This is a genomic window from Roseomonas genomospecies 6, assembly GCF_008365375.1.
Lineage (GTDB): Bacteria > Pseudomonadota > Alphaproteobacteria > Azospirillales > Azospirillaceae > Azospirillum.
In genome coordinates, this window is sequence record NZ_QOKW01000013.1 from 160995 (window position 1) to 182651 (window position 21657).

Consider the following 21657-nt stretch of genomic DNA (forward strand, 5'->3'; position numbering starts at 1 on the left):
CTCAGCGTTGCTTGGTGATGGCCTTGAAGCGGCGCGTCTGCTCGGTCAGCGCGGTCTCGGTGGGCAGGCGCTCCATGCTGGAGGCGCCGTAGAAGCCGTGGCAGACCGCGCATTCGCCCAGGATGAAGGACGCATCCTCCGGCGTCGCGATCGGGCCGCCGTGGCACAGCACGATCACGTCCTTGCGCACCCGAAGCGCCGCCTCCGCCCAGGCGTCGATCTTCGGCACGCAGTCCTTCAGCGACAACGCCGTCTCCGCCCCGATGCTGCCGCCGGTGGTCAGGCCCAGGTGGCAGACGATGATGTCGGCCCCGGCGCGGGCCATCGCCTCCGCCTCCCCTTCGGAGAAGACGTAGGGCGTGGTCAGCAGGTCCTGCCCGCGCGCGGCGCGGATCATGTCCACCTCCAGCCCGTAGCTCATCCCCGTCTCCTCCAGGTTGGCGCGGAAGGTGCCGTCGATCAGCCCCACGGTGGGAAAGTTCTGCACGCCCGAGAAACCCAGATCGGCCAGCCGCCGCAGGAACTGATCGCGGATCATGAAGGGGTCGGTGCCGTTGACTCCGGCCAGCACGGGGGTGTGCCGGACCACCGGCAGCACCTCGCGCGCCATGTCCACGACGATCTCGTTGGCGTTGCCGTAGGCCAGCAGCCCGGCCAGGGAGCCGCGCCCGGCCATGCGGTAGCGCCCGGAGTTGTAGATGACGATCAGGTCGATCCCGCCCGCCTCCTCGCATTTGGCGGACAGGCCGGTGCCGGCACCGCCGCCGACGATGGGTTCGTCGCGGGCGATCATGCCGCGGAACCGGTCGAGGATCTGCTGACGGGGAATGCGGGGCATCGGCAAAGGCTCCTTATGGGGTCGCGCCATGGCCGGTCGCGGCGATGTCCCGGATGGCCCGGACGAGCGCGGCGGCGAAGGCGGGGTCGTTGATGTGGTGGGGAAGGCGGACCAGCCGGCGCGCGTCCGTCTGCTCGACGGTGCGCTCCAGCGCGTCGAACAGGGCGGCGTCGGCCTCGGGATCGTGGAACGGCTGGCCCGGCGCGTCGAGCGCCGACACGCCCCCCTCGGGGATGAGGAAGCGGACGGGTCCGGTGAAGGCGTTCAGCTTGCGGCCGATCCAGGCGCCCATGGCCCGGTTCTCGTCCGCCGTGGTGCGCATCAGCGTGACTTGTGGGTTGTGCAGGTAGAACAGCCGGTCGCGGTAGCGGTCGGGCACGCTGTCGCGGGGGCCGAAATTCACCATGTCCAGCGCGCCGCAGGACCCGACATAGGGGACGCCGGCCCGCGCGACGGCGTCCAGCCGCTCTTCCCCGGCGCTGAAGATGCCGCCCATCAGCAGGTCGCAGACCTCGGTGGTCGTCACGTCCAGAACACCCGCGAGCAGGCCCGAGGCGACGAGCTTCTCCATCGCCCGCCCGCCGGTGCCGGTGGCGTGGAAGACCAGGCAGTCGTAGGCGGGGTCGAGCGCGCGCGTCACCTGCGTGACGCAAGGGGTCGTCACGCCGAACATGGTGAGGCCGAGCGCCGGCTTGGCATCCGTCGCGGGGATCGCGCGCGCCACCATGCCGGCCATCGCATGGGCGGCGTTACCCAGCACGCGGCGCGAAATCCGGTTGAGGCCCGCCACGTCGGTAACCGAGGGCATCATGCAAAGATCGGTCTCGCCCACATAGGACGCCACGTTGCCCGACGCGACGGTGGACACCAGCAGTTTGGGTGTTCCCACCGGCAGTTCCCGCATGCCCGGCGCGATGATGGCCGTGCCCCCGGACCCGCCCAGCCCGATCATCCCCGAGACGTCGGAGTGCTCGACGGCGGAGCGCTGCCGGACGAAGCGCCGGAACGCCTCCGCCATGCGCGACACCGCGAGTCCCCGGTCGTCGGTGCCCAGCACCGCGTCGGCCCCGTCGGGGTGGAAGGCCGCGACCTCGCGCGCCGGAATGTCGGCGGGAACCTCCGGGGAGCGGGTTCCCACATCCACGGTCAACACGCTCAATCCCTCCGCCGCGATCAGCCCCCGCACGTAATCCAGTTCCATACCCTTGGTGTCGTGACAGCCGACGACGTAGACCGTCGCCGCGCGCCGCGCCGCATCCGCCATGGCCGGGCCTCCCTTTCCCGTCTTTTCCGGAAAGCTTATCCCGGCGGAGGGGCGCAACAACCGGAGCGTTGCGGCGGAGCGGGTAATCTTGGGTATAATGGTTGGCATGACCCATGATCGGAACCGCCTGCTCGACGATCTGCGGCGCGCCTGCTCGGGCCGCCACACGCTGCTGGTGGGGGCCGCCATCGGCACCGGCCTTGCGGCCCGCGCGGCGGCGCGCGGCGGCGCCGACATCCTTCTGGCGCTCGCCGCGGGGCGCTTCCGCACCATGGGGGCGTCGTCCATCGCCACCATGCTGGCGCTCCGGGACAGCAACGCCTTCGTCGCCGACTTCGCCTGCTCGGAGATCGTCCACGCGACGCGCGTCCCGGTCTTCTTCGGCGCCAGCGCCTGGGGCATCGCGGAGGAGGACCTGGCGCCCTTCATGGAGCGGCTGCGCGCGTGGGGCTTCGCCGGGGTGGTGAACTTCCCCACCGTGGCGCATGTGGACGGGCGCTTCCGCGAGGCGCTGGAGCGCACCGGCCTGGGCTTCGCGCGCGAGGTCCGCATGCTGGAGGCGGCGCGGGCCGCAGGCCTCGCCACCATCGGCTATTTCCGCCGCCGGGAGGAGGCGCTGGCACTCACCCGGACGGGGGTGGACCTGTACTGCTTCAACATCGGGTGGAACGCCGGGGGTGCCGTGGGCGTGCCCAGCGGCGAAACGGTGCTTCAGGTCGGCAACCGCGCGCGGGGCCTCATCAAGGCCATACGCACCGTCCATCCCGGCGCACTGTGCGTGATCGAGGGCGGGCCGATCACCACCCCGCAGGACATGCACGAGGCCTGCCGCGAGGCGCGGGCCGACGGCTACATCGGCGGTTCGACCATCGACCGCCTGCCCTCCGAAAGCTCGATGGAGGAGATGACCGCCGCCTTCAAGCTGGTCTCCACGCTGCAACGGCGAATCGACAGCCTGGAACGACGGCTCGACCAGAGCGGGCGTGGGATGGGCCTTCTGGGCCGCACCGACGCCCTGGTGGAGGCGCGGGCGCGGCTGGAGCATCTGGGAGCGGACGGCGGGCCGGTGTGGGTCGCCGGGCCGGACGGCAGCGGGCGGTCGCTGGTGGCGCATCTGCTGCACGGGCGCGGTCCCCAGCGCCAGCGCCCGCCGATGGTGGTCGACGCGCGGCATCTGGACGGCGGGTGGCTGTTCGGGGCCGAGCCGGCGGACGGCGGGCGCCGCCGCCTCGGTTGGATCGAGGCGGCGAACGGGACGACGCTGGTGATCGAGAACGCGGAGCGCCTGCCGCCCGACACCCAGGCGGAACTCGCGGCCTTCCTGGAGCGCGGCGGCTTCCGCCGCCGGGGCGGTCAGGAAAGCCTGCGCTCCAGCGCCCGGATCATCCTGATCGCGACGGCGGGCCTGGAGGACGCTTCCCGCAGCGGGGCGCTCGTCCCCGAACTGGCGCGCCGGCTCGACCGGCGGGGCATCGTATTGCCGCCGCTGAGCGAGCGGCTGGACGACATTCCGCTGCTGGTGGAGCATTTCGCGGCGGGGCCGGTGCGCCTCTCGCCGCGGGCGTTCCGGCTGCTCATCGCCCACGACTGGCCGGGCAACCTCCGCGAACTGCGCACCGTGGTGGAACAGGCGCTGCACGGCGGCGGCGACGTGATCGAGGCGGAGGCTTTGCCGTCTTTGGACGGTCGGAGACCGGGCCGCCCACGTCCGGACGCCCCCGGCGACCGCTCGCCGACGCAATCGGAACGGGACTGGATTCTGGACGGCCTGCGGCGGCACCGCTTCCGCCGAGGGGAAACCGCCCGCTACCTCGGCCTGTCGCGCAAGACGCTCTACAACAAGATGCGGCTCTACGGGCTGCTGGAGTGATCCTTACTGGGCAGCAGCACCAGCCCGTCGGCCTCGCGCGCCAGGATGCCGTGATGCTCCTCGAACCCCGCGGGCCGGTAGACGAGGACCGGGCCGCCGCCTTCCCGCCGCAGCGTGGCGGCGGTCATGGAGGCGTTCGCCGCCGCCTCGGCGTCGCGCGACGGATCGCCGGTCGCAGCACCCGGATGCACCACGAGGCGCGAGGCGCCCGCCGCCCGCAGCCGCCGGCCCGTCGCGGCGTCAGCGGCGAACCCGGTGACGGCGAACCCCGCCTGGGCGGCCTGCGCCAGGAACGAGGCTTCCCGCTCCGCGCCCAGCCCGACGCCGCGCAGCGTTTCGCCGGTCTCCCCGTCGAACAGCGCGGTGGTCGGGAAGTTGGCGACCGCCCTCACACCGGCGCGGCGCAAGGATTCCAGGAACGGACCCGCCGGGCGGAAGGGGTCCACCGCCAGCACGCCGACACACACGCCCTCTGGCACGCCCTCTGGCACGCCCTCCGCAAGTTCGGCGAGGGCGGCGAGCAGGCGCCCATTGCTGTCCTGCACGGGAAGCAGGGCGAGATACTCGGCACGGTCCGGCGGATGCCCGGCGAAGGCCGGGCAGAACAGCCGCTCCCCTGCGGTTTCTGGCAACTCCGCCGAGTGGAGGAGGATCGGAACGATTTGCACGGCAAACGGATCGTTTTTCCCCATTTTACCCATGACCCGGATCGGACGCCGTTGTGGAGTCGATCACGGGGAGGGACGGTGTGGCAACGGGTTTCGGCGCAGGCACGCCGGGACGGCGCAATCCAGGGAGGAAACGATGAAGCGTCCGATGAGCACCGCGCTGTTGGCCGGGACCGCGTTGCTGCTGGCTGGCGCGCTGCCGGCGGCGGCCCAGCAGGGCGGGCAGCCAGCACCGAGGATCTCGAACGACACGGTGCGGATCGGAGTCATCACCGACCTGTCCGGCGTCTTCTCCGACCAGAGCGGCCGCGGCTCCGTCGCCGCCGCGCAGATGGCGGTGGAGGATTTCGGCGGCAAGGTGCTGGGCAAACCCGTGGAGGTGCTGTCCGCCGATCACCAGAACAAGGTGGATGTCGGCTCGGCCGTCGTGCGCGAGTGGATCGACGCGCAGAACGTGGACCTGATCCAGGACGTGGCGAATTCCGGCCTCGCGCTCGCTGTGGCGGACCTCGTCCGCGACAAGAACCGCATCGCCATCTTCAACGGCCCGTCCGTCACCCGCCTGACCGGCGACAAATGCACGCCCAACACCATCCACTACGCCTACGACGCCTATGCGCTGGCCAAGGGCACCGGGGCGCAGACGATCAAGCAGGGCGGCGATACCTGGTATTTCCTCACCGTCGATTTCGCCTTCGGCCACGGGCTGGAGGAAAACACCGCGAAGATCGTGCAGGAGAACGGCGGCAAGGTCCTGGGCGCGGTGCGCTTCCCGCTGAACAACCTGGATTTCGCGTCCTACGTGACGCAGGCGCAGGCGTCCGGAGCAAAGATCGTCGGCCTCGCCACCACCGGCATGGACGCGCGCAACGCCATCAAGGCCGCCTCCGAATTCGGCCTGACCCAGGGCGGGCAGCAGCTCGCGGGGCTTCTCCTATTCGACACGGACATTCACGCCCTCGGCCTGGAAGCGACGCAGGGCATGTATCTGACCACCGCCTTCTACTGGGACCGCGACGACGAGACCCGGGCCTTCGCCCGGCGCTTCCACGAGCGGGTGAACATCATGCCGAACATGGGGCAGGCTGGTGTCTACTCCTCCACGCTCGCCTATCTGAAGGCCATCGAGGCCGCCGGCACCGACGAGGCCGGGCCGGTCATGGAGAAGCTGAAGAGCATGAAGATCAACGACGCCTTCGTGAAGGACGGCTGGGTGCGCGAGGACGGGCGCCTCATGCGCGAGATGTACCTGATGCAGGTGAAGAAGCCCTCCGAGTCCAAGTATCCCTGGGACTACTACAACCTACGCGCCACGATCCCCGCCGAGGAGGCGTTCCGTCCGCTGTCGCAGAGCGATTGCCCGCTCGTCAAGAAATGAACCGCGCCGGGGGCGCCCGGAGCTTGCCATCCCTCCTCGATCACCGTCACTCCGCGTTTCCGGTCGTGAGAGGGAATTGAGAAAAGCCCCTCCCTCGCCGAAGGCGGGGGAGGTTGGGTGGGGGCCCGGCTCCAGGACTTATGTCTTCCCGGCGCCGCCGTCACGCCCGCTCGGCGTCCAACTCGGCGGACATGGCGACGAAGCCCTCGTGATCGGTCACCCACAGCCGGGCGCCGGTGCCGCCCGGCGCGCCGCACAGGGTCAGCGGGTGGATGTCGAACAGGGGCCGTTTCGCCCGGAAGCGGAAGCCGGTCACCCGCGCCCCCGGATTCTCGCGCAGGAACAGGTCCACCAGCATCGTGGCGCTGAGCGGCCCGTGGAACACCAGCCCCGGATAGCCCTCCACGTCGCGGCAATAGTCGCGGTCGTAATGGATGCGGTGGCCGTTGAAGGTCAGGGCGGAGAAGCGGAACAGCAGCACCGGATCGGGCACGATGCGCCTCCGCCACGCCGGCTCTCCGGGCGGGCGCTCGCCCGGAGCGGGGGCCTCGCCGGGCTTGGCGGCCTCCCGGTAGACGATGTCGTGGAACTCGGTGACGGCGAGGCCGGCGGCGGTGGCGATCTCGTGCCGGACCTTCACGAACACCATCCGGCCCGACCGGCCTTCCTTCGGCGCGACATCGTCGATGGTGGAGCGGCGGGTGATCGCCTCGCCGCTGCGGATGGGCCGATGAAAGGTCAGGCTGCCCCCGGCCCACATGCGGCGGGGCAGGTCCACCGGCGGCAGGAAGCCCCCCTTGCGCGGATGGCCGTCCGCGGCGATGTCGCGTTGCGGCGCCCGCGGCAGGAAATACAGCCAATGCCCCAGCGGCGGCACCTCGCCCGCCGGCCAGAGCGGCGCGTCGTGGTCGAGGGTCGCGGCCAGACCCGCCAGCGCCGCGGGGGCGGCGATGTCCTCGGCGCTTTCCGATGTGCCGATCCAGTCGCGCAGATGGTCCATGCCCATGATGCCCCCTTATTGGAAGAATTCCCGCCGGACGGTGTCGGTGTGCTGGCCCAGCGCCGGCACGTCGCCGGAAACGAAGGGGCGGCCCCGCACCTGCACCGGCGGCGCCACCACCTCCACCGGCCCGCCCGGCGTTCCGGCGGCGACGCGGCGCAATTGCGCGTGGGTGGACAGGTCCGCCACCTCGTTCAGCGAACCGAAGGCCGTGCGCGCCCGGTTCAGGCGGCGGACGGCTTCGGCGTGGTCCATGGTCCGGAAGATGGCGGCGATCAGCGCATCCAGCTCCGGGCGGTTGGCGACGCGCCGGTTGTTGGTCGAGAACCGCTCGTCCGTCGCCAGCTCGGGCCGCAGGAGCACGTCGGCGCAGAAGGCCGCCCACTCGCGCTCGTTCTGGATCGACAGCACCACCTGCCGGCCATCGGCCAGGGCGAAGGCGGAGTAGGGGGCGATGCTGGGATGCATCAGCCCGACCCGTCCCGGCGCCCGTCCGCCATGCTCGTGGTGCATCAGCGGCACCATCATCCATTCCGCCAGCGAATCGAACAGGGACACGGACACCCCCGATCCCGCCCCAGTGCGTTCCCGCTCCAGCAGCGCCTGGAGCACCCCGGTGTAGGCGTTCATGCCGCAGGCGATGTCGGCCACCGACACGCCGACGCGCCCCGGCTGGTCCGGCGACCCGGTGATGGAGGCCAGCCCGGTCTCGCTCTGGACCAGCAGGTCGTAGGCCTTCATGTCGCGGTAGGGGCCGTCGTCGCCATAGCCGGAGATGTCGCAGATGATCAGCCGGGGATGGCGCCGCCGCAGGGATTCCGAACCGAACCCGGCACGCTCCGCAGCACCCGGCGCCAAATTCTGCACGAACACGTCGGCGCGGGCGACCAGCCGGCTCAGCAGGTCGGCGTCCTCGGTCCGCTTGATGTCGAGGACGACGGACTCCTTGCCGCGGTTGAGCCAGACGAAATAGGAGCTTTGCCCATGGACCACGGAGTCGTAACCGCGGGCGAAGTCGCCTTCCGGGCGTTCGATCTTGATCACCCGCGCCCCGGCGTCGGCAAGGCGGGACGTGCACAGCGGCGCCGCCACCGCCTGCTCCAGCGAGACGACCAGCAATCCGGACAAAGGGGCACTCATCCTGGGCAGCCTCCACAACACGGGCCGGATGCGCCGCAGCGGCCATCGCCCTTGGTTGGGATGCTAAACAATCGGCGCCGCTCCATCCAACACCGTTGGGGGCATAGGTCGCATGACGGCTTCCGGCAGGGCGCCGGTCAAACCCTGTTGAACGGTCCGTGCGGCGGCACCGTTCCATTCATCCGGCTCATAAGCCTTATCGGCGTCCGGCGGGTTATCGCCGGTCCGGCACGGTCTAGCTTTTCCCCATCCGCACAAGCGGATGAGCCGTCCGCACGTCTGCGCCCGGTCCCGCGGGCCAGGACGACAGCCAGGAAGGGAAGAGGATTTCACCGATGCGATATTCCGGCGACCTCGACATGACGCGGCGCGGCCTCCTGCTTGGGACCGCCGCCACCGCCGCGCTGACGGCGGCGCCGTTCCGGGCGCCGGCGCGGGCGGCCACCGTTGGAGAGACCGCCATGCCACCCCCCGCGACCGGAACCGATGCGCCCGCGCTGTCACCCGTTCTTGCGAAGGTCGCCTTCACCGTGAACGGGCAGCGCCACGACCTGGAACTCGACACACGGACGACCCTTCTCGACGCGCTGCGCGAGCACCTGCACCTCACCGGCACCAAGAAGGGCTGCGACCACGGCCAGTGCGGCGCCTGCACGGTGATCGTGGACGGGCAGCGGATCAACTCCTGCCTGACGCTGGCCGTGATGCACGAGGGCGGAAGCGTCACCACCATCGAAGGGTTGGGCCTGCCGGGGAAACTGCACCCCATGCAGGCCGCCTTTGTGGCGCATGACGGCTATCAGTGCGGCTATTGCACGCCGGGCCAAATCTGTTCGGCGGTGGCGATGCTGGACGAGATCAAGGCCGGCGTGCCCAGCCACGTCACCGCCGACCTGACCGCCCGGCCCCAGGCCACGGCTGACGAGTACCGGGAGCGGATGAGCGGCAATATCTGCCGCTGCGGCGCCTATTCCAACATCGTCGATGCGATCTCGGACGTCGCACGGAGGGAGGCATGAGACCCTTCACCTACGAGCGGGCGGACTCCCCCGCCGCCGCTGCTGCCGCGGTCGAACGCCGGCCCGGCGCCAAATTCATCGCGGGCGGCACCAACCTGCTCGACCTGATGAAGCTGGAGATCGAGAGGCCCGCCCACCTGATCGACGTGAACGGCCTCAAGCTCGACAGCGTGGAGCCGACGCCGGACGGCGGCCTGCGCATCGGCGCGCTGGTCCGCAACACCGCACTCGCCGCCGACCCGCGGGTGCGGCGCGACTACGGCGTGCTGTCGCGGGCACTGCTCGCCGGGGCGTCCGGCCAGTTGCGCAACAAGGCGACGACGGCGGGCAACCTGCTCCAGCGCACGCGCTGCCCTTATTTCTACGACACCAATCAGCCCTGCAACAAACGCCAGCCCGGCAGCGGCTGCGCCGCCATCGGGGGCTACAGCCGTCAACTCGCCGTGGTGGGGGGAAGCGACGCCTGCATCGCGACCCACCCCAGCGACATGGCCGTCGCCATGCGCGCGCTGGACGCCACGGTGGAGACCGTGCGGGCCGACGGGACCGCGCGCGGCATTCCCATGGCGGAGTTCCACCGGCTGCCCGGCGACACGCCGCACATCGAGACGGCGCTGGAGCCTGGTGAACTCATCACCGCGGTGACGCTGCCCAAGCCGGTCGGTGGCACCCACGTCTACCGCAAGGTCCGCGACCGCGCGTCCTACGCCTTCGCGCTGGTCTCCGTCGCGGCGGTGGTGCAGCGGGACGGCAGCGGACGGGTGGCGCTGGGCGGCGTGGCGCACAAGCCGTGGCGCGTCGAGGCCGCCGAGGCCGAAATGCCGCGCGGCGCCAAGGCGGTGACCGCCGGGCTGCTGGCCGATGCGAAGCCGACGCACGACAACGCATTCAAGCTGACCCTGGTCGAGCGGACGCTCGCCTCGGTGCTGGCCGAAGCGAAAGGCCAGGCAAAGTAAGGGGCTGAGACATCATGAAGTTCGACATTCCCGCAACCACCAACCCGATCGACCGGATGACGGTGGTGGGCAAGCCGACCGACCGCATCGACGGGCCGCTGAAGACGACGGGAACCGCCACCTACGCCTATGAATGGCACGACGTGGCGCCGAACGCGGCCTATGGCTGGGTGATCGGCTCCGGCATCGCCAAGGGGCGCATCGCGTCCATGGACCTGGAGGCGGCGAAGGCGGCCCCCGGCGTGATCGCCATCGTCACGGCGGAGAGCGCAGGGCCTCTCGGCAAGGCCAAGCGCAACACCGCGACCCTGCTCGGCGGACCGGAGATCGAGCATTACCAGCAGGCCGTGGCGCTCGTCGTGGCGGAAACCTTCGAGCAGGCCCGCGCCGCGGCCCAGCGCGTCCGCATCGACTACACGCCAGCGGAGGGCGCTTACGATCTGGCGGCGGCCAAGGACCGGGCGGAGAAGACCAAGGACGGCGATTCGGTGGTGGGCGATTTCGCGGGGGCCTTCGCGGCGGCTCCGGTGAAACTCGATGAAACATACATCACGCCGGACGAGAGCCACGCGATGATGGAGCCGCACGCCACCCTCGCTGCGTGGGAGGGCGACCGGCTGACCGTCTGGACCTCCAACCAGATGATCGACTGGGCGGTGACCGACCTGTCCGAGACGCTGAAGATGCCGAAGGACAAGGTGCGCGTCATCTCCCCCTTCATCGGCGGCGGCTTCGGCGGAAAGCTGTTCCTGCGCGCCGATGCGCTGCTGGCGGCACTCGGCGCGCGGGAGGCCGGGCGCCCGGTCAAGGTCGGCCTGCCGCGCCCCATGATGATCAACAACACCACGCACCGGCCCGCCACCATCCAGCGCATCCGCATCGGCGCCACGCCGGACGGCACGATCACCGCCATCGCCCATGAAAGCTGGTCCGGCAACCTGCCCGGCGGCTCGGAGGAGACGGCGACCGACCAGACGCGGCTGCTCTACGCCGGGGCGAACCGTCTGATCGGCAACCGCATCGTCACGCTCGACCTGCCCGAAGGCAACGCCATGCGCGCGCCGGGCGAGGCGTCCGGCATGATGGCGCTGGAGGTCGCGATGGACGAAATGGCGGAAAAGCTGGGCATGGACCCGGTGGAGTTCCGCATCCGCAACGACACGCAGACCGACCCCGCCGACCCCAACCGGCCCTTCTCGCAGCGCCAGCTCGTGCAATGCCTGCGCCTGGGGGCGGAGCGGTTCGGCTGGGCCAAGCGCAACCCGCAGCCGGGGCAGGTGCGCGACGGGCGCTGGCTGGTCGGGATGGGGGTGGCGGCGGCCTTCCGCAACAACCTGCTGACCAAATCGGCGGCGCGGGTGCGGCTGGACCAGCGCGGGATCGTGACAGTCGAGACCGACATGACCGACATCGGCACCGGCAGCTACACCATCATCGCCCAGACCGCGGCGGAGATGATGGGGGTCGGGCTGGACAAGGTCGTGGTGCGGCTGGGCGATTCCAGCTTTCCGGTGTCCGCCGGGTCGGGCGGGCAATGGGGCGCCAACAATTCCACCGCCGGGGTCTACGCCGCCTGCGTGAAGCTGCGCGAGGCGGTGGCGCAGCGGCTCGGCGTCAACTCCGCCGACGCGCGCTTCGCGGACAGGCAGGTCATCGCCGGCAACCGCAAGGTCCCCCTGGCCGAGGCGGCGGGCACCGAGGGCCTGTCCGCCGAGGACGGGATCGAATACGGCGATCTCGACAAGAAATTCCAGCAATCGACCTTCGGTGCCCATTACGCGGAGGCCGCCGTGGACTCCGCGACCGGCGAGATCCGCGTGCGGCGGATGCTGGCGGTGTGTGCCGCGGGCCGCATCCTGAACCCGAAGTCGGCGCGCAGCCAGGTGATCGGCGCCATGACCATGGGCGTCGGGGCGGCGCTGATGGAGGAACTGGCGATCGACAAGCGGAAGGGCTTCTTCGTCAACCACGACCTTGCCGCCTACGAGGTGCCGGTCCACGCCGACATTCCGCACCAGGAAGTGATCTTCCTGGACGAGGCCGACCCGATCTCCTCCCCGATGAAGGCGAAGGGGGTGGGCGAACTGGGCCTGTGCGGGGTGGGTGCTGCGGTCGCCAACGCGGTCCACAACGCGACGGGGATTCGGGTGCGGGAGTATCCGATCACGCTCGACAAGTTCCTGGATCGGTTGCCGGCGGTGGGGTGAGAGTGGTGCCGACGTTGCCCCCTCCCTAACCCTCCCCCTCTTCGAGGTGGAGGGGACTGCTGCCGCTTCGCCCAAGGCCCCCTCTCCCGCGAAGCGGGGGAGGGTTGGGGAGGGGGCGCCACTCTGGGCGGGGGCACCCCTTTCGCGCACCCTCAAAATTGTCACCCCCCATCCGGTTGTCGGATGGATGAAGACTCCAGCCCCGGATGTTCATCCGGGAGAGACGCAGCCTGGAGCCATCATGACGCACATCCGCTTCGCCCCCAAATCCCTCGCCATCGCGCTGCTGGCCGGTGTGGCGGCCTCGGGCGCGGGGGTGTCCCCGGTCCTCGCCGATCCGCCGGACTGGGCGCCGGCCCATGGCTGGCGCGCCAAGCAGGAGCGCCATCATGACCGCGAGCGTCACGAGCGTGGCCGCCATCACGAGCACGGCTACATCGACGGCGGCTATGGCGACGGGCGCGTGGTGATCGTCCGCCGGCCCCCGCCCGTGGTGGTCTACGAGGAGCCGCCGGTCGTGCATTACGCCCCGGCCCCCGTCTACATCGAGGAGCCGCCCGTCATCGTCCAGCAGCGCCCGCGCGTGGTCCACGCCGCGCCGCCGCAGCCGGTGGTGGAGTGCGGGCCGCTCGGCGGCGATCTGGGCGGCGACCTGATCGGCGTGCTGGGCGGGGCCGCGGTCGGCGGGCTGGTCGGTTCGCAGTTCGGGCGCGGCGACGGCAAACTGGCGGCGACCGCCGCCGGCACGCTGGGCGGCGCCATGCTGGGCGGCGCGATGACCCGCGGCGGGGGCTGCTGAACCCGGAGGAGGATCAGCCCACGCCCCAGCCGCCGGTGTCCGGGAAGGGGACCGGCGGCGCCGGAGCCGTGACGACGGCGGACGGAGCCTCCAGCCCCTGGGGCAGCGGCGGCGCGTCCGCCGGGGTGGGCAGCAGCCGGGCGGCCTTCGCCCACCAGCGGGGTTGCGCCGCCTGGATCGACCGGGCCGCCTCCGCCGCCCGCTCCGCATCGGCGTAGAGGCCGAAGCAGGTCGCCCCGCTGCCCGACAGCCGCGCCAGCAGGCAGCCGTCCGTGCCCTCCAAAGCGGTCAGCACCTCGGCGATCACCGGGGCCACGGTCAGGGCAGGCTCGGTCAGGTCATTGCGCCGCTCCTTCAGCAGCGCGGCCAGCGCCACGGCGTCGGCGGGCGCTTCGGTGAAGCGGGCGGGGGCGGAGAAGGCGCCCTTGCGCGCCTTGAACACGGCGGGGGTCGGCACCGGCACGCCGGGGTTCACCAGGACGGCGTGGGTGTCCGGCAGGGCGGGCGCCTCCTCCAGCGCCTCTCCCACGCCGCCGAAATAGCAGCTCCGCCCGGCGACGCAGACCGGAACGTCGGCGCCCAGCGAGGCCGCGACCTCGTAGAGTCGCCGGTCGGCGACCGGGACATCCCACAGCCGGGCCAGACCGCGCAGGGTCGCCGCCGCGTCCGCCGAGCCGCCGCCGATGCCGGACGCGATGGGCAGCACCTTCTCCAGCGCGATCATCGCGTCGGCCTCGCGCCCCAGCCGGGCGGCCAGGGCGTAAGCGGCGCGGATGACGAGGTTCTGCGCCGGATTCTCCCCCATCAGCGCCGGGCCGAAGGGGCCGGAGATGGCCAGCCGCGGCCCGACCGGCGGCAGATCCGCCCCGCGCAGCGCGATCCGCGCCACGCCCGGCTGCACCGTCACCCGGTCCGCCACGTCCGCGAAGGCGACGAGGCTGTCCAACTCGTGATAGCCGTCGTCCCGGCGGCCCACCACATGCAGATAGAGGTTCAGCTTGGCCGGCGCGGATTCGGCGATGACGCTCATGGTTCGGGTCCCCGGAAACGAAAAGCCCTTCTTCCCGAGAGGGGGAAGAAGGGCTTTATGCGGCAAGGGTGCGGCGAGCGCCAGACCTTACGTTTCCGCTTACTGAACCTTCGGGACCACCGCCTCGGCGGCCTTGGGGTCCACCAGGCCCTTTTCCAGCTTGGCCCGGATGTCCTCCTTCTGCGGCTCCTCCTCGGCGGTGCGGAGCGCGCGGGTCCACTGGAATCGGGCCTCGTTGCGGCGCCCGACGCGCCAGTAGGCGTCGCCCAGATGGTCGTTGATGGTGGCGTCGGTCGGCTTCAGCTCCACCGCGCGCTCCAGCTTCTCCACCGCCCCTTCGAAATCGCCGGTGCGGTAGAGCGCCCAGCCCAGGCTGTCCACGATGTAGCCGTCCTTGGGGCGCAGGGCGACGGCCTTCTCGATCATCGCCTTGGCCTCCTCCAGGTTCAGCCCGCGGTCGACGTAGCTGTAGCCCAGATAGTTCAGAAGAAAGGCCTCGTCCGGCTTCAGCGCCAGCGCCGCCCGCAGGTCGCGCTCGGCGTCCGGCCAGCGGTCCACCTTGTCGTAGGACATGGCGCGGGCGTAGAGCACGGCCCAATGCCGCTCCCCCGGCGTGCCGATGCGTTCCAGCGCCTTGCTGTAGGTGTCGGCGGCCTCGCCGTAGCGCTTGGCGACGCGGTACAGGTCGCCCAGCCGGATCAGCGCGTCGGTCCGCTCGGGCCGTTCGGCGGACAGGGCGGAGAAGGCGGCGATGGCCTCGTCCGTGCGCTCCAGCCGGGCGAGGCTCTCGGCGGCGCGCAGCCGTGCGGTCCAGCCCAGCACCGGGTCCTTCTCCAGCGCCTGGAACTCCACCAGCGCGTCGGCGTGGTGGTCGCGGTTCTCCATGATGTCGCCGATCATCAGCCGCGCCAGGGACAGGTCGGGGCGCAGATGCAGGGCGATCCGACCGAACAGCAGGGCGGTTTCCTCCGCCCCCTCGTGATGGATGGCGCTTCCCAGGTCGAACAGGGCTTCCGCAAGGCCCTGGCGGGCGTCGGACACCACCGGGGCGGCGGTCTTGCCCTCGGCCAGCGCCTTCAGGGCGGGTTCCACCATCAGGCTGTCGGGGTTGCCGGCGCGGAAGGACTCGTACAGCTTGCGGGCCTCGTCCTTGCGGCCGGTGCGCTCGTAGAAGCTGCCGACGATCTGGATGACGCGCAGCGGCGCCTCCTTGTCCATCACGCGGGCGAAACGCTCCCCGGCGGCGTCCTTGCGCCCGCCCAGCTCCAGCAGCAGTCCGGCGTGCAGGTCGTGCAGCGCCGAGAAGCCGCTGGCGGCGGACAGCGGCTCCAGCGCCTTCAGCGCCGCGTCGGTCTTGCCCTCCGCGGCGGCCAGCCAGGCGTCGATCAGCGGGCCGATGTACTTCGCCATGCCTTCCTTGGGCATGCGCGCGGCCATGGCCTTGGCTTCCTTCAGCTTGCCGCGGGCCAGATTGTCGGAGGCCAGCAGGGCGATGGCCATCTGAGGGTCGTTGTCCTGCTCCAGCAGCCGCTTGGCGAGGTCGATGGCGGCGTCGAACTGCCCTTCGCCCAGCTTGAGCAGGTAGGTGCGGCGCAGAAGCGTCAGGTCGCCAGGGTCGGCGGACAGGGCGTGCGCCATGAACAGGGCGGCGGCGGCCCAATCGTCCTGGCGCTGGGCGAAGCGCCCCGCCAGATAGCTGCCGGTTGCCGAGGTCAGCGATGGCCGCTCCGCCACCGCCGGGGCCGCGGCAAGGGCGCTTCCCACCGGCAGCAGGCCCGCCGTGGAAAGGAGCGCCGTGGAAAGGAGCAAGGCGCCGAGCGCTGTCCGAGCAAACCGGGGCCGCCCAAATCGAAATGTCATCATGCCGCGTCCACCTGCACGCCAACGGGGGTCTGGATCGTAAAAATCCTAAAGCCGAAGCCCTTAGTCTACCATTAACCAGATGCGCGGGTTAACCACCCTGCGGTCCGAACCCCAACATGTCCCTCACCGCCACTCGGCGGCGACCCGTCCGATGACGTCGGGGCGGAGGACGTCGGCGGCGTGGGCGTCCATATGGGCCGCCAGCGAATCCGGCATGTCCGGCGACAGGGCGGCACCCTCCACCCGCCAGCGGGCCATCCAGGACAAGGTGCGCAGCCAGGTCAGCCGGCGCAAGGGGCGGCGCCACGGGCGCACCGCATCGGCCAGCGCGGGCGGAACCGCCGCCTCCCAGGCCGCGTGGAACGCCGCGACCTCGTCCGGCGTCAGGACCGCCGCGACCTCCCGTTCCCACTTGGTGGAGGTGTAGAGGCTGGCGTGGGCGAGGTCGATGGCCGGATGGCCGTACTGGGCCTTTTCCAGATCGGTGAACCACGCCTTGCCGGCGTCGTCGATCAGGAAGTTTCCGGGATGCACGTCGCTGCCGACCAGCGTGATGGGGATCGGCGCCTCGCACCGGAAGGCGCGGGCGGCGTCGAGTTCCGCCCGGAGCAGAGCCATGGCCTCCGGCGTCAGCCCGGCGCGTTCGAACCACACCGATTGCCGCTCCACCTGGGCCAGCGTCGCCGCCACGGGATCGGCGGGGGCGGGCAGGGGGGCGCGCTCGTCCGGCGGCGGAAGAGGCAGGGCGTGCAGGGCGGCGAGCGCCCGCGCGATGGCCGGCATGTCGTCCGGCAGGCGCGGCGGGCGCCCGGCGATCTCCGTCACGACCAGCGCGCCCATGGGAAGCTCCGGCCCCGGCGGCAGAACGGCGGCCAGTTCCGGCGTATGGCCGCTGGGCGCGGCGCGCTGGAAGGCGGCGGCCTGCTGCTCCAGATTGGCGGCGGGGTCCAGCCCCAACTGGCTCCAGCGCGGGACGCGGGCGACCAGCCCCCGGTCCGCCAGCCGCACATGGTCGTGCGCCACGCCGCGGCGCGGCATCGGTTCCAGCGCGTCCGCCGGCAGCGCGGCGAAGGCCGGCAGCCGGGTCAGCGCCGCGTGCAGACGGGCGGTGCCGCTCAAACCGGCGGTGCCGCTCACACCTGATGCTCGCGCAGGCGCGGCATCAGTTCGACGAGGTTGCAGGGGCGGTGCCGGTTGTCGAACTGGAAGACCAGGATGTCGTCCCAGGCGTCGCGGCAGGCGCTGGGCGAACCCGGCAGCGCGAAGATGTAGGTGCCGTTGGCGACTCCGCCGGTCGCCCGGCTCTGGATCGTCGAAGTGCCGACCTTGGCGTAGCTGAGCTGGCGGAACAGCTCCCCGAAACCGGGGATCGGCTTGTCGAACAAGGCTTCCACCGCTTCCGGAGTCACGTCGCGGCCCGTCACGCCGGTGCCGCCGGTGGTCAGCACCACGTCGATCTCAGGATCGGCGATCCAGGCCTGGACCTGGGCGCGGATGGCGGCCACGTCGTCCTTCACGATGGCGCGGGCGCCCAGCCGGTGACCAGCGCCGGTCAGCCGCTCCGCCAGCGCGTCGCCCGACCGGTCGTCGGCGGGCGTGCGCGTGTCGGAAACGGTCATGACGGCGATGTTGACGGACAGGAAGGGGCGGGATTCGTCAATCTTCGGCATCGGCGGTTTCGGCGTGTTGGGCGACCTGGGTGGGTCCGGCCGCCGGGAAGACATCCACCGGCATATAGACCGGCCAGCCCCCCGCCGCAACGGCGTCCAGCGATTCCGTCTCCTGTCCCAGCCGCAGGCGGTAGATCCAGAAGTTGGCGACCACCTTCTCCACGTAGTTCCGCGTCTCGGCGTAGGGCAGGCTCTCGATGAACAGCAGCGGGTCGTCGATGTCCGACAGCTCCTTGCGCCAGCGCGCCAGCGTGCCGGGGCCGGCGTTGTAGGCGGCGGTCAGCAGGAACAGGTTGTTGCCGATGTCCTGGCTGTTCAGAAGCTCCGCCAGATAGCGCTGCCCGAGTTCCATGTTGGTGGACGGATCGAACAGGCCCGACTTGGCGGCCTCGGCTTCGGCGATGTCCCGGTTCCGCTCCTGCACATGCTGGGCGGTGGCGGGCATGATCTGCATCAGGCCGGTCGCCCCGGCGGAGCTGACCAACGTCGGGTTGAAGCGCGATTCCTGCCGCATCACCGCGAAGACCAGCGCCCGGTCCACGGCGAAGCCGTCGCGCGGCTTCCAATGCGGCACGGGGTAGAGCGCCGCGGTGTAGGGCGCGCCGTCCGGTCCGGCCACGGCGTTGCCGACCTGGAGCGCCAGGGCCGGCAGCCCCGCGCGGTCGGCCAGCGCCACCAGCGCCTGTTCCGCCAGCGCGTCGCCGCGCGGGTGGATGCGGCGCAGCTCCATCTCCGCCGTCTCGTGCTGGCCCGCCTGGATCAGGGCGATGGCGCGGGTGCCGCCGGGCAGGGCGGACAGCGCCTTCAGATGGCGCCCGGTCAACTCCGGCGTGCGCCAGTTCAGGTCGCCGGAGCCGCCCAGCTTGCGGTGCGCCAGCAGACCATAGAAGGTGTGCGGGTAGCGCGCCGCGGCGGTCAGATGGACGCGCGCCTGCTCGTCCCGGCCTTTGCGGGCGTGGGCGCGGGCGGCCCAGAAATCGGCGGCGGCGGCAAGCCAGGGCGATTGGGGGCCGGCCTCCGCCATGGCGGTGAAATGTCGGGCGGCGCGGTCGTGCTGCTTCAGCCTCCAGGCGGCGAGGCCGGCGATCCAATGCGCCTCCGTCACCGCCGGGCCGGAGCGGGCGGCGCTGGCCGAGGCCAGAGACAGCGCCTGCGACACCTCCCCGGAATAATAGAGCGAGGCGGCGATCCGCGCCCGCGCGCGGTCGTATTGCACCGAGTCGAGGTTGCGCCCGAACTCGTCCTGGTTCAGCAGGGCCAGCGCCGCCCCCGGCTTTCCGGCGCGCAGAAGCTCCGTCACGCGGGCCATCGAGGCATGGTCGGCGCGGCTGCGGTTGTCGGTGCGGCTGCGCGGGGCGACGGTGATCCTGCTCTTGTCCTCGGGAGACTCGGCGGTGGTCTCGTCGCCCTGCTCCTCCGCGGAGACGGTTTCCGGAAGCGGGTCCGGACGCAGGCCGCCCAGCCGTTCCAGCGATCCGGTCAACCGCTCCCCATCGCCGCCGCGCGGCGGCTTCAGGGCGCGCTGGCCGGCGGGGGCGCGGCGCTGGGCCAGCGCGTGGATGCGCTCCGCTCCCGGCAGGTCGCCGTAACGCTGGAGCCAGGACGCCAGCTCGTCGTAGCTCGCCTTGCGGTCGGGGTGGAGGTAGCGCTGGCGCAGCACATGGCCCACCAGCCGCCGGTCGCGCAGCAGGCGCATCTCCCAGTCGGCGCCCTCCCACTCCCCACGTTCCTGAAGGGCGAAGATGCGCCGGTAGTGGCGGGCGTCCTCCTCCGTCAACTGAACGGTGCGGGCGTCGGCGTCCGTCGCCAGGAGCAGGGACTGCTCGGCGTGTTCGAAGCCCGGCGGGACGACGGGGCGTCCATCCGGCGCGTGGATCACAAGCCCTGCCTGGGCCGGACGGTAACCGCCCGTCGGATCGGGTGCCGCGCACAGCGCCAGCGCCACCCCCGCCATTCCCAGAGCCTTCCGCCGCAGCGAGACGGTGTTTGCTGCGCTGCACAATATCCGGAACATGGTATTCGAATAACCGCTGTTGGCGAGAATCGCAAGAAGATGATTCCCCAACAGCGGTCAAGGCGGTCCGTTCGCAAGGGTTTTCAGCAACTTAGGAGGTGGAGGAAAATGGCTCTAGCCCAGTGGGAAGACCCATTCGGCGCAAGGTCATGGATCTTTTTTTGCCCACTGGCGCAACGGCATAGCGGAGACTTCGTGAACCCGACCGATCTTTCGAAGTACTTGGGTTATGTTTGGAAAGTCTATGGATGTCGAATGTTCGAATGAGCGCGCAAGAAAAGAAGCAATAAGAGGGGTATTTTAGATAATGGGGGCGTTGACCGACCTGCGGCGGGGGGCGCCTTGCCCCTACGGGAACTCAACCCGGAAGGCGCTGCCGCAGGGTCAGCAGGTCGCGCCACGCCTCGCGCTTGGCGATGGGGTTGCGCAGCAGATAGGCCGGGTGGAGCATCGGGATGACCGGCACCGGGCCGGGCAGGCCGGGGGAGGCGTAGTCGAACCAGCGTCCGCGCAGGCGGGTGATGCCCTCGGCCCGGTTCAGCAGGGTCTTGGCGGAGGTCCCGCCCAGCGGCACCAGCACCTTCGGTCCGATCAGCTCGACGTGCCGTTCCAGGAAGGGCAGGCAGGCGGCGATCTCCGCCTGGGTCGGCGACCGGTTGCCGGGCGGGCGCCAGGGCAGAATGTTGCTGATATAGACCTTGCTGCGGTCCAGCCCCACCTGCGCCAGCATGCGGTCCAGCAGCTTGCCGCTGACCCCGACGAAGGGCTTGCCCTGCCGGTCCTCGTCCTCGCCCGGCGCCTCGCCGATCAGCATGATGTCGGCGGCGGGGTTGCCGTCCGCAAAGACCGTGTTCATGGCGGTGGCCTTCAGCGGGCAGCCGTCGAAGGCGCGGAGCGCCGACTCCAACTCCTCCAGAGTGCGGGCCTCCTTGGCGCGGGCGCGGGCGCTCGCCCCGGCCTCGCTGGCGCCCAGGGGCAGATCCGCGACTCCGCCGCCGAACATCGGCGTGCCGCCCGGCGCCCCGAAGGACGCCCGCGGTGCCGCCGCCGGAGCGGGCCGCGCCGCAGCCGGCGGCACCGCGGACCCGCCGGCGGGAGCGCGCGCCACCACCGGCCGGGCGGCCAGCGTCGCCCAATCCAGCGGCTCGTCCCCGATGGCTTCGTCGCACCCGATGTCGGCGTGCCAGCGCAGGGCTGCGAGGATGTCGCATTGGTCAATCATCGTTTGACCTTACCACGGCTCCTGTGGTCTTACATGGACTTAGATATCCTTTTTGGCGGGTGCGAAAGGCATACGCCGTTCCGAAAGCCGCCGGACCCAGCGGAAATGGCCCCGGCGCTTCCGACAACCGGGGAGGCATGGGGACTATGGATCGCGACCCGCGCGAGGTGATGGAGTACGACGTCCTCGTCGTCGGCGCCGGCCCGTCGGGCCTGAGCGCGGCCATCCGCCTGAAGCAGCGTGCGAACGAGGCGGGGCAGGAGCTGTCGGTCTGCGTCATCGAGAAGGGCTCGGAGGTCGGCGCCCATCTGCTGTCGGGCGCGGTGTTCGAGCCGCACGCGCTCGACGAGCTGATCCCCGACTGGAAGGACAAGGGCGCGCCGCTGACCACCCCGGCGCGCGAGGACCGCTTCCTCTATCTGACCGAGACCAAGGCGCTGAAATCGCCCTTCACGCCGCCGCAGATGCACAATCACGGCAACTACATCATCAGCCTGGGCAACCTCGCCCGCTGGATGGCCGCCCAGGCCGAGGAACTGGGGGTGGAGATCTACCCCGGCTTCGCCGCGGCGGAGGTGCTCTACGACGACACCGGCGCGGTCAAGGGCGTGGCCACCGGCGACATGGGCATCGGCAAGGACGGTGAGAAGACCGCCAACTACACGCCGGGCATGGAGTTGCACGCCCGGCAGACCATCTTTGCCGAGGGCTGCCGCGGC

Annotated in this window: 18 protein-coding genes; 7 read left to right on the top strand and 11 right to left on the bottom strand. The window is 70.9% G+C overall.

The features are described from left to right. Nucleotide 1: 1 nt before the first annotated feature. Nucleotides 2–838, bottom strand: a complete 837-nt coding sequence (locus DS843_RS17580; protein ID WP_149470158.1) for a phosphoenolpyruvate hydrolase family protein — start codon at nucleotides 836–838, stop codon at nucleotides 2–4. A 13-nt stretch (nucleotides 839–851) separates the two neighbouring features. Beyond that, nucleotides 852–2102, bottom strand: coding sequence for a Tm-1-like ATP-binding domain-containing protein (locus DS843_RS17585; RefSeq protein WP_149470159.1), 1251 nt, complete (start codon nucleotides 2100–2102; stop codon nucleotides 852–854). 106 nt (nucleotides 2103–2208) lie between these two features. Between DS843_RS17585 and DS843_RS17590 the strand changes: the two genes are divergently transcribed. Further along, on the top strand, nucleotides 2209–3972 hold the full coding sequence (locus tag DS843_RS17590) for a phosphoenolpyruvate hydrolase family protein (protein WP_167525353.1): 1764 nt from the start codon (nucleotides 2209–2211) through the stop codon (nucleotides 3970–3972). On the opposite strand, the gene DS843_RS17595 is transcribed toward DS843_RS17590, so the two are convergent. Continuing rightward, nucleotides 3954–4640 (bottom strand): phosphoenolpyruvate hydrolase family protein, encoded by a 687-nt coding sequence (locus tag DS843_RS17595; protein WP_167525354.1) that lies wholly within the window; start codon nucleotides 4638–4640, stop codon nucleotides 3954–3956. The genes DS843_RS17590 and DS843_RS17595 overlap by 19 nt on opposite strands. Before the next feature lie 136 nt (nucleotides 4641–4776). Between DS843_RS17595 and DS843_RS17600 the strand changes: the two genes are divergently transcribed. Continuing rightward, nucleotides 4777–6018: an ABC transporter substrate-binding protein gene (locus DS843_RS17600; RefSeq protein ID WP_286192158.1), complete on the top strand. Its 1242-nt coding sequence runs from the start codon at nucleotides 4777–4779 to the stop codon at nucleotides 6016–6018. A gap of 160 nt (nucleotides 6019–6178) precedes the next feature. Here DS843_RS17600 and DS843_RS17605 read toward each other — a convergent pair whose 3' ends face one another. After that, nucleotides 6179–7024: an HTD2 family dehydratase gene (locus DS843_RS17605; RefSeq protein ID WP_353618363.1), complete on the bottom strand. Its 846-nt coding sequence runs from the start codon at nucleotides 7022–7024 to the stop codon at nucleotides 6179–6181. A gap of 9 nt (nucleotides 7025–7033) precedes the next feature. Then, the gene (locus DS843_RS17610; RefSeq protein WP_149470162.1) at nucleotides 7034–8158 is read right to left on the bottom strand and encodes a CaiB/BaiF CoA transferase family protein; all 1125 of its coding nucleotides are present in this window, start codon (nucleotides 8156–8158) and stop codon (nucleotides 7034–7036) included. A gap of 335 nt (nucleotides 8159–8493) precedes the next feature. Between DS843_RS17610 and paoA the strand changes: the two genes are divergently transcribed. The 4 genes from paoA to DS843_RS17630 all read left to right on the top strand — a co-directional run bounded on the left by paoA (nucleotide 8494) and on the right by DS843_RS17630 (nucleotide 13139). Continuing rightward, nucleotides 8494–9177, top strand: coding sequence for an aldehyde dehydrogenase iron-sulfur subunit PaoA (gene paoA, locus DS843_RS17615; protein ID WP_149470163.1), 684 nt, complete (start codon nucleotides 8494–8496; stop codon nucleotides 9175–9177). Beyond that, nucleotides 9174–10133: an FAD binding domain-containing protein gene (locus tag DS843_RS17620; protein WP_149470164.1), complete on the top strand. Its 960-nt coding sequence runs from the start codon at nucleotides 9174–9176 to the stop codon at nucleotides 10131–10133. The genes paoA and DS843_RS17620 overlap by 4 nt, the downstream gene beginning before the upstream one ends. Before the next feature lie 14 nt (nucleotides 10134–10147). Further along, on the top strand, nucleotides 10148–12340 hold the full coding sequence (paoC, locus tag DS843_RS17625) for an aldehyde oxidoreductase molybdenum-binding subunit PaoC (RefSeq protein ID WP_149470165.1): 2193 nt from the start codon (nucleotides 10148–10150) through the stop codon (nucleotides 12338–12340). A 241-nt stretch (nucleotides 12341–12581) separates the two neighbouring features. Further along, nucleotides 12582–13139, top strand: a complete 558-nt coding sequence (locus DS843_RS17630; RefSeq protein WP_149470166.1) for a glycine zipper 2TM domain-containing protein — start codon at nucleotides 12582–12584, stop codon at nucleotides 13137–13139. A gap of 13 nt (nucleotides 13140–13152) precedes the next feature. On the opposite strand, the gene DS843_RS17635 is transcribed toward DS843_RS17630, so the two are convergent. The 6 genes from DS843_RS17635 to DS843_RS17660 all read right to left on the bottom strand — a co-directional run bounded on the left by DS843_RS17635 (nucleotide 13153) and on the right by DS843_RS17660 (nucleotide 20938). Beyond that, complete coding sequence (locus DS843_RS17635; RefSeq protein WP_149470167.1) at nucleotides 13153–14169, bottom strand: 4-(cytidine 5'-diphospho)-2-C-methyl-D-erythritol kinase; 1017 nt, start codon at nucleotides 14167–14169, stop codon at nucleotides 13153–13155. 99 nt (nucleotides 14170–14268) lie between these two features. Next, on the bottom strand, nucleotides 14269–15978 hold the full coding sequence (locus tag DS843_RS17640) for a tetratricopeptide repeat protein (protein WP_286192159.1): 1710 nt from the start codon (nucleotides 15976–15978) through the stop codon (nucleotides 14269–14271). Between the two features lie 177 nt (nucleotides 15979–16155). Then, on the bottom strand, nucleotides 16156–17169 hold the full coding sequence (locus tag DS843_RS17645; RefSeq protein WP_286192160.1) for a phosphotransferase family protein: 1014 nt from the start codon (nucleotides 17167–17169) through the stop codon (nucleotides 16156–16158). Continuing rightward, the gene (gene moaB / locus DS843_RS17650; RefSeq protein ID WP_149470168.1) at nucleotides 17166–17702 is read right to left on the bottom strand and encodes a molybdenum cofactor biosynthesis protein B; all 537 of its coding nucleotides are present in this window, start codon (nucleotides 17700–17702) and stop codon (nucleotides 17166–17168) included. Before moaB ends, DS843_RS17645 begins: the two co-directional genes overlap by 4 nt. Further along, the gene (locus DS843_RS17655; protein WP_149470169.1) at nucleotides 17689–19656 is read right to left on the bottom strand and encodes a lytic transglycosylase domain-containing protein; all 1968 of its coding nucleotides are present in this window, start codon (nucleotides 19654–19656) and stop codon (nucleotides 17689–17691) included. The genes moaB and DS843_RS17655 overlap by 14 nt, the downstream gene beginning before the upstream one ends. A gap of 418 nt (nucleotides 19657–20074) precedes the next feature. After that, nucleotides 20075–20938: a uracil-DNA glycosylase gene (locus tag DS843_RS17660; protein WP_149470170.1), complete on the bottom strand. Its 864-nt coding sequence runs from the start codon at nucleotides 20936–20938 to the stop codon at nucleotides 20075–20077. 146 nt (nucleotides 20939–21084) lie between these two features. Between DS843_RS17660 and DS843_RS17665 the strand changes: the two genes are divergently transcribed. Then, nucleotides 21085–21657, top strand: a 573-nt coding sequence (locus DS843_RS17665; RefSeq protein ID WP_149470171.1) for an NAD(P)/FAD-dependent oxidoreductase, incomplete at its 3' end; no start/stop codon positions are given.